The organism is Kineococcus siccus (assembly GCF_009906795.1).
In the GTDB taxonomy this organism is placed as follows: Bacteria; Actinomycetota; Actinomycetes; order Actinomycetales; family Kineococcaceae; genus Kineococcus; species Kineococcus siccus.
This window is the reverse complement of sequence record NZ_JAAALN010000205.1, coordinates 1-7,429: the sequence shown is the minus strand read 5'-3', so window position 1 is coordinate 7,429 and position 7,429 is coordinate 1. Positions and strand designations below refer to the sequence as shown.

6 protein-coding genes are annotated in these 7,429 nt (G+C 75.5%); all 6 read left to right on the top strand.

Annotated elements, in window-relative coordinates:
* Window positions 1-97: 97 nt before the first annotated feature.
* The 6 genes from GTR02_RS17860 to GTR02_RS17835 all read left to right on the top strand — a co-directional run bounded on the left by GTR02_RS17860 (window position 98) and on the right by GTR02_RS17835 (window position 7,327).
* Entirely contained in the window at window positions 98-1,396 is a 1,299-nt protein-coding gene (locus GTR02_RS17860; RefSeq protein WP_166608837.1) for a GAF domain-containing protein, read from the top strand.
* 98 nt (window positions 1,397-1,494) lie between these two features.
* Window positions 1,495-3,018 carry an aldehyde dehydrogenase gene (gene adh / locus GTR02_RS17855; RefSeq protein ID WP_166608836.1) on the top strand — a complete coding sequence of 508 codons (1,524 nt, stop codon included), beginning with the start codon at window positions 1,495-1,497 and terminating at the stop codon, window positions 3,016-3,018.
* A gap of 104 nt (window positions 3,019-3,122) precedes the next feature.
* Window positions 3,123-3,560: a DUF779 domain-containing protein gene (locus tag GTR02_RS17850; protein WP_338073895.1), complete on the top strand. Its 438-nt coding sequence runs from the start codon at window positions 3,123-3,125 to the stop codon at window positions 3,558-3,560.
* A gap of 22 nt (window positions 3,561-3,582) precedes the next feature.
* Window positions 3,583-4,620 (top strand): Gfo/Idh/MocA family protein, encoded by a 1,038-nt coding sequence (locus tag GTR02_RS17845; protein WP_166608835.1) that lies wholly within the window; start codon window positions 3,583-3,585, stop codon window positions 4,618-4,620.
* Between the two features lie 171 nt (window positions 4,621-4,791).
* Window positions 4,792-6,120 carry an MFS transporter gene (locus GTR02_RS17840; RefSeq protein ID WP_166608834.1) on the top strand — a complete coding sequence of 443 codons (1,329 nt, stop codon included), beginning with the start codon at window positions 4,792-4,794 and terminating at the stop codon, window positions 6,118-6,120.
* Between the two features lie 124 nt (window positions 6,121-6,244).
* The gene (locus tag GTR02_RS17835) at window positions 6,245-7,327 is read left to right on the top strand and encodes a quinone-dependent dihydroorotate dehydrogenase (RefSeq protein ID WP_166608833.1); all 1,083 of its coding nucleotides are present in this window, start codon (window positions 6,245-6,247) and stop codon (window positions 7,325-7,327) included.
* The last annotated feature ends 102 nt before the right edge of the window (window positions 7,328-7,429 follow it).

The following is a 7,429-nucleotide window of genomic DNA, read 5'->3' as shown; positions in this document are numbered from 1 at the left end:
GGCGCCCCCGACCCGCCGTCGGCACCTTGTCGGGGTCCGCCGCGCGACCTACCGTCGGCCGCACGCGGGGTCGGCCCGCGCCAGACGAGGGGGACGGGTGGGCAGGCCACGCCGCGCGGGCACCGTCGAGGGCGACGACCTGCTCGCCGCGCGCGAGGACTGGCTCGCCGCCACCGCCGCCGGCGCGACGCCCCGGCCGCTGCCCGGCGCGCGCGACCTCGTGTCCTCCTCCTGGTGGCGCAGCCGCGGCACCGGGCTGGACCCCGACCGCGTGCTCGCGCCGGTCCTGCTGGACGCCTCGGGCCTGCACGAGCGCCGCGCCGCGCACCGGCTGACCCCCGTCCTGGCGACGGCACGCCGGCTCCTGCTGGAGGAGCCGCTCGGCGTGCCCGTGCTCATGGCGGTCAGCGACGCGGACGGCACGCTGCTGTGGGTGGAGGGCGACCCAGGGCTGCGCCGCGCCGCGGAGCGGATGTCCTTCGCCGAGGGCACCCGGTGGAGCGAGGACGCCGCCGGCACCAACGCGCCCGGCACCGCGCTGGCGCTGCAGCGGCCCGTCCGGGTCCGCTCGGCGGAGCACTACGCCACCGCGGTGGCCCGCTGGAGCTGCTCGGCGGCGCCCGTGCGCGACCCCGCGACGGGGGACGTGCTGGGGGTGCTGGACCTCACGGGCGGCGACGAGCTGGGCCGCGAGCGCGCCCTGCAGCTCGTGCGCGCCGCGGCCGGGGCCGTCGAGGCCGAGCTGCGCGTCGCCGACCTGCGCCGGCTCGTCGCGGGGTCCGCGGCCCCGGCGCCCGCGCCCGTCGCGATGCTGCGGGTGCTCGGGCCGGGCGAGCACACGCTCGTCGCGGACGGGGTCCAGCGCCCGCTGTCGCTGCGGCACAGCGAGCTCCTCCTGCTGCTCCTGGCCGACGAGGAGCGGCGGGGGGCGAGCGCCGCCCAGCTGGCGGCGGCCCTGGACGAGCGCGACCTGGCGCCGGGGTCCGTGCGGGCCGAGGTGCACCGGCTGCGGGCGGTCCTGGGCGAGCGCACGGGCGGCGCCGTCGGCGTCAGCGCGTCCCCGCACCGCGTGGTCGGCGACCTGCGCTGCGACGCGCTCGACGTGCGGGCGGCGCTGCGCGAGGGGCGCGTGGCCGACGCCGTGGCCGCGTGGGGCGGGCCCCTGCTGCCCGCCTCCGACGCCCCCGCGGTGCGGGAGCTGCGGGCGGAGCTGGAGATCGGCGTCCGCACCGCGGTGCTCGAGGGCCACGACGACGACGCCCTCCTGCGCTGGGCGCGCACCGCGCAGGGCCGCGACGACCCCGAGGTCGCGGCGCAGCTGCTGCGCCGCCTCTCACCCGGCGATCCCGCCCGCGGCGAGGCGCTCGCCCGCGCGAGACGCCTGCACGTGAGCTGACGGGGCGCCCGCTGCAACGGGCCTGCAACGCCGCGGGGCCTACGGTGTCGGCCTGCGCGCGACGAGGGAGTCGCGCAGAGCACCGCGGAGGTTCTTCCATGACCGTGTACGCAGTTCCGGGCAGCGACGGCAGCGCCATGACGTACGCCGAGCGCTACGACCACTGGATCGGGGGCGAGTGGGTCCCGCCGGCGTCGGGGGAGTACTTCGAGAACCCCTCACCCGTGACCGGGCAGACCTTCACCGAGGTCGCCCGGGGGACGGCGGCCGACATCGAGCGCGCGCTCGACGCCGCGCACGCCGCCGCCCCGGCGTGGGGCCGGACGTCGGTCGCGGCCCGCTCGGTGATCCTCAACAAGATCGCCGACCGCATCGAGCAGAACCTCGAGGCCATCGCGGTCGCGGAGACGTGGGACAACGGCAAGCCCGTCCGCGAGTGCCTGGCGGCCGACATCCCCCTCGTCGTGGACCACCTGCGCTACTTCGCCGGGGTCGTGCGCGCGCAGGAGGGCGGCATCTCCCAGATCGACGACGACACCGTCGCCTACCACTTCCACGAACCCCTGGGCGTCGTCGGGCAGATCATCCCCTGGAACTTCCCGATCCTCATGGCGATCTGGAAGCTGGCCCCGGCGCTCGCGGCCGGGAACTGCGTCGTGCTGAAGCCGGCCGAGCAGACGCCCGCGTCGATCATGTTCCTCGTCGGGCTGATCGGCGACCTGCTGCCGCCCGGCGTCGTGAACATCGTCAACGGGTTCGGGGTGGAGGCCGGCAAGCCCCTCGCGTCGAACCCGCGCATCCGCAAGATCGCGTTCACGGGCGAGACGACGACCGGCCGGCTGATCATGCAGTACGCCAGCCAGAACCTCATCCCCGTGACGCTGGAGCTGGGCGGCAAGAGCCCCAACGTGTTCTTCGAGGACGTCGCGAGCGCCCGTGACGACTTCTACGACAAGGCCCTCGAGGGGTTCACGATGTTCGCGCTGAACTCGGGGGAGGTGTGCACCTGCCCGTCGCGGGCGCTGATCCAGAGCTCCATCTACGACGCGTTCCTCGGCGACGCCGTCGAGCGGACGAAGGCGATCGTGCAGGGGAACCCGCTCGACACGGCGACCATGATCGGGGCGCAGGCGAGCAACGACCAGCTCGAGAAGATCCTGTCCTACATCGACATCGGCAAGCAGGAGGGGGCCCGCCTGGTCACGGGCGGCGAGCGCGCCGACCTCGGCGGCGAGCTGGCGGGCGGCTACTACGTCACCCCCACGATCTTCGAGGGCGACAACAGCATGCGGATCTTCCAGGAGGAGATCTTCGGGCCGGTCCTCGCGGTGACGCGCTTCGACGGCGTGGACGACGCGCTGAAGATCGCCAACGACACCCTCTACGGGCTCGGGGCCGGGGTCTGGTCGCGCAACATCCACACCGCCTACCGCATGGGCCGCGGCATCCAGGCGGGCCGGGTGTGGACGAACAACTACCACGCCTACCCGGCGCACGCGGCGTTCGGCGGCTACAAGAGCTCGGGCATCGGGCGCGAGAACCACAAGATGATGCTCGACCACTACCAGCAGACGAAGAACCTCCTCGTGAGCTACTCGACGTCGAAGCTCGGGTTCTTCTGAGCCGACCCGCCCGACCCGACGCCCTCCCCACCGCGGTCGTGCCGGCAGCCGCCGGGCGACCGCGGCGGGGAGGGTCCACGACCGGCACCGACGAGGAGGTCCGCGTGACGCAGGAGACGAGCCGGACGGGCGAGCGCGTGGCCGTGACCGAGGCGGCCGCGGCGCAGCTGCGGCGGCTGCGGCGGCGCAACGGGCCGCTGATGTTCCACCAGTCCGGCGGCTGCTGCGACGGCAGCTCCCCGATGTGCTTCCCGGACGGCGACTTCATCACCTCCGACGCCGACGTCCTGCTGGGCGACCTCGCGGTGGCGGGCGAGGGGGACGACGAGGCGTTCACGGTGCCCGTGTGGATGTCGCGCGAGCAGTTCCAGCTGTGGTCGCACACCCACCTGACGATCGACCTGGTGAAGGGGCGCGGGGCGGGGTTCTCCCTCGAGGCGCCCGACGGCGTCCGGTTCCTCATCCGCTCGCGGCTGCTCACGGCCGCGGGGGAGCCCGGCGAGCTGTCGGGGCCGGTGAGCTGCGAGCTGCCGCCGGGGTGAGCGGAGCGGTACCTTCGCGCCCGTGACCACCCCGGCCAGCGCCCCCGTCCGCACGGCCGTCGTCGGCTACGGCGCCGGGGGACGGTTGTTCCACGCGCCCGTCGTCGCGGGGGCGCGCGGCTGCGAGCTCGTCGCCGTGGTCACGGGCTCGCCCGAGCGGGCCGCGCTCGCGCGCGCGGAGCACGGCGTCGAGGTCGTCGCGACGCTCGACGACCTGCCGGGCCTGGGCGTGGAGGCCGTGGCGGTCTCGACGCCCGCCGCGACGCACACCGCCCTGACGGAGCAGGCGCTGCGCCTGGGCCTGGCCACGGTGTGCGACAAGCCCTTCGCCCTCGACGCGGCGGCGGCGCGGGGCACGGTGGCGCTGGCCGCCGAGCTGGGCGTCGTGCTCAGCGTCTACCAGAACCGCCGCTTCGACGCGGACCTGCTCACCGTGCGGCGCCTGCTGGCCGAGGGGGCGCTCGGGGAGGTCCACCGCTTCGAGTCGGCCTTCGAGCGCTGGGCCCCGGACGACCCGCCGGCGGCGGGTGCCGGGCTGCTGCGCGACTTCGGCAGCCACCTCGTCGACCAGGCGCTGCTGCTGTTCGGCCCCGTGAGCGCCGTGGCGGCGCAGACCCGCGGCCCGGACGGGGCCGAGCACGACGTCCGGCTGCAGCTGCACCACGCCGGGGGCGTGCGCACCGAGGTGTCCGGCGCCTGGAAGCAGGCGGCGCCCGCACCGCGGTTCCGCGTGACGGGAACCGCGGGCACCTTCGTGCTCGACACCCCGGTGGAGGGCCAGGAGGCGCACCTGCTGGCCGGGCGCACGCCCGCGGGCGAGGGGGCCGGCTGGGGGGCGGAGCCGCCGCACCGCTGGGGGCGGCTGCACGTCGCGGGCGGACCGGTCGTGCGCGTGCCCAGCGAGGACGGCCGCTGGCCGGAGTTCTACGAGCGGTTCGCGGCCGCCGTGCGCGGCACGGGCCCCGTGCCCGTCGACCCCGCCGACGCCGTCGCGACCGCCACCGTGCTGGACGCGGCGAGGCGCAGCGCGGCCGAGGGCCGCACCGTCGAGCTGGGCTGACGCGCGGGCGGCGAACCGCCCGGTGGTGCCCGGATGCCCTAGGCTCCTCGCCGCACCTCGCGCGCGGCCGGAGACCCTGGTGGGCGCGGGGCTGTCCGCCCCTCCCGGCCGCCGAGCAGGACGATCCCTGCGCTCCCGCGCGGCCTCCCCGTCCAGCAGAGGTCTCCGCCCATGCCTGCCCCCGACCTGACCCCCGCCGGCACCCGCACCGCTGCGGGCGAGGTCCCGGCGAACCCGATGCGCCGGGTCGCCGCCGCGAGCCTCGTCGGCACCACCATCGAGTTCTACGACTTCTACGTCTACGCCACGGCCGCCGTGCTCGTCTTCGGCCCCCTGTTCTTCCCCTCGGACAACGAGACGGCCGAGACGCTGGCGTCGCTGGCCACCTTCGGCGTCGCCTTCGTCGCGAGGCCCTTCGGCTCCGTCGTGTTCGGGCACTTCGGCGACCGGATCGGCCGGAAGACGACGCTCATCGCCTCGCTGCTGGTGATGGGCATCTGCACCGTGCTGATCGGCGTCCTGCCCACCCACGCCACGGCCGGCAACCTCGCGCCGTTCCTGCTGTGCGTGCTGCGCTTCGGCCAGGGCTTCGGGCTGGGTGGCGAGTGGGGCGGGGCCGCCCTGCTCGCGACCGAGAACGCACCCGCGAACCGCCGCGCGTTCTACGGCATGCTGCCGCAGCTCGGCGCGCCGCTCGGCTTCGTCATCGCCAACACCCTCTACATCGCCCTGTCGCTCGGCATGAGCGAGGAGGCCTTCCTCTCGTGGGGCTGGCGGGTCCCGTTCCTGCTCAGCGCCGTGCTCGTCGTGCTGGGGCTGTGGATCCGGCTGAGCCTCACCGAGACCCCCGTGTTCGCCCGGGCGCTCGAGGAGCGGCGGCCCGTGCGCGTGCCGGTCGCGCAGCTGTTCCGCACGAGCTGGCGCCTCGTCCTGCTCGGCGCCGTCTCGGTCATCGTCACCTACACGCTCTTCTACCTGACGACGGCCTGGTCGCTCAGCTACGGCACCTCGGCGACGGGCCTCGCCTACCCGCGCCAGGAGTTCCTCCTGATGCTGTGCTTCGCGGTCCTCTTCATGGCCGCCGGCACGCCGCTCTCGGGGCTGGCCTCCGACCGCTTCGGCCGCCGCCCCGTGCTGGCGTTCGCGATGGTCGGCGCCGCGGTCGTCGGGCTCCTGACCGAACCGCTGCTGGGCTCGGGCGAGCGCGGCCTGGTCCTGGTCTGGCTGTGCGCCGGGCTGTTCTTCATGGGCCTGGTGTTCGGCCCGATCGGCGCGTACCTGCCCGAGCTGTTCCCGACCAACGTCCGCTACACGGGCGCCTCGCTGGCCTTCAACTGCGGCAGCATCCTGGGCGCCTCGCTGGCGCCGTACACGGCGGTCCGCCTCGCCCAGGCCGGCGGCCTGAGCTGGGTCGGCTTCTACCTCGCCGGCACCGCGGTCGTGAGCCTCGTCGCCCTCGCGCTGCTGCGCGAGACGCGCGAGGAGTCGCTCACCTCCTGAGCGCGGAACGGCGCCGCCCTCGGACCCCCGTGGTCCGTGGGCGGTCTGCTGTCCGGGTCGACGCGGCGTCGATTAGGGTCGGCTGCGGCCGGTCGGGCCGCGATCTGGAGGAGCTGAGCAGGACATGGTCTACCGGGCGCTCTACCGGACCGTCTTCACGAGGATCGACCCGGAGCAGGCGCACCACTGGGCGTTCGCGGCCATGCGCACCGCCGCCCGCGTCCCGCCCGTCGCCGCCCTGACCCGCCGCCTCTTCGTCGCCGGCGACCCCCGGCTGCGCACCCGCGTCCTGGGGATGGACCTGCCGGGGCCGCTGGGGCTCGCGGCCGGCTTCGACAAGGACGGCCTGGGCATCGAGGCGCTCGGCAACCTCGGCTTCTGCTTCGTGGAGGTCGGCACCGTCACCGCGCTCCCGCAGCCGGGCAACGCGCGCCCGCGGCTGGCCCGGCTGACCGCCGACCGGGCGATCGTCAACCGGATGGGCTTCAACAACTCCGGTGCCGAGGCCGTCGCCCGCCGGCTGCGGCAGCTGCGGGCCGTCCCGCCCCGCTACCCGGTCGCGATCGGCGTCAACATCGGCAAGAGCAAGGTCGTCGACGAGGCAGACGCCGCCGCCGACTACGCCACCTCGGCCCGCCTCCTCGCGCCCTACGCCGACTACCTCGTCGTCAACGTCAGCTCGCCGAACACCCCGGGCCTGCGCGACCTGCAGGCGGTGGACAAGCTGCGGCCCGTGCTGGAGGCCGTGCGGGAGGCCGCCGACGCCGCCGCCCACCGCCACGTGCCGCTGCTGGTGAAGATCGCGCCGGACCTCTCCGACGAGGACGTCGATGCGGTCGCGGACCTCGCCCTGGAGACCGGCCTGGACGGCATCGTCGCGACGAACACGACGATCGCGCGCGAGGGCCTGCGCACGCCGCCCGCCGAGGTCGAGGCGGCCGGGGGCGGCGGGCTGTCCGGGGCCCCGCTGAAGGACCGCTCGCTGGAGGTGCTGCGCCGGCTGTCCACGCGCACGACCGACCGCCTCGTCCTCGTCAGCGTCGGCGGCATCGAGACCTCCGCCGACGTCGCCGCCCGGCTCGAGGCGGGCGCCTCGCTCGTGCAGGCCTACACGGCCTTCGTCTACGAGGGCCCCGCGTGGCCGCGCCGGGTGCTCGAGGGCCTCGCTGCGTCCCGGACCCGGCGGCGCTCCGACCCCACCGCCTGAGCCCACCGCCTGAGCCCACCGCGCGAGGCCACCGCCCGAGTCCACCGCCGGCCCGGCACCCCGAGTTGTGACCCGGCCCGATCCGGGTGACCGTCTGACGGG

Bases quoted from the DNA above. Each gene is read 5' to 3' on its own strand.
- adh (WP_166608836.1), top strand. From the start codon at position 1,495: ATGACCGTGTACGCAGTTCCGGGCAGCGACGGCAGCGCCATGACGTAC.
- GTR02_RS17840 (WP_166608834.1), top strand. From the start codon at position 4,792: ATGCCTGCCCCCGACCTGACCCCCGCCGGCACCCGCACCGCTGCGGGC.
- GTR02_RS17835 (WP_166608833.1), top strand. From the start codon at position 6,245: ATGGTCTACCGGGCGCTCTACCGGACCGTCTTCACGAGGATCGACCCG.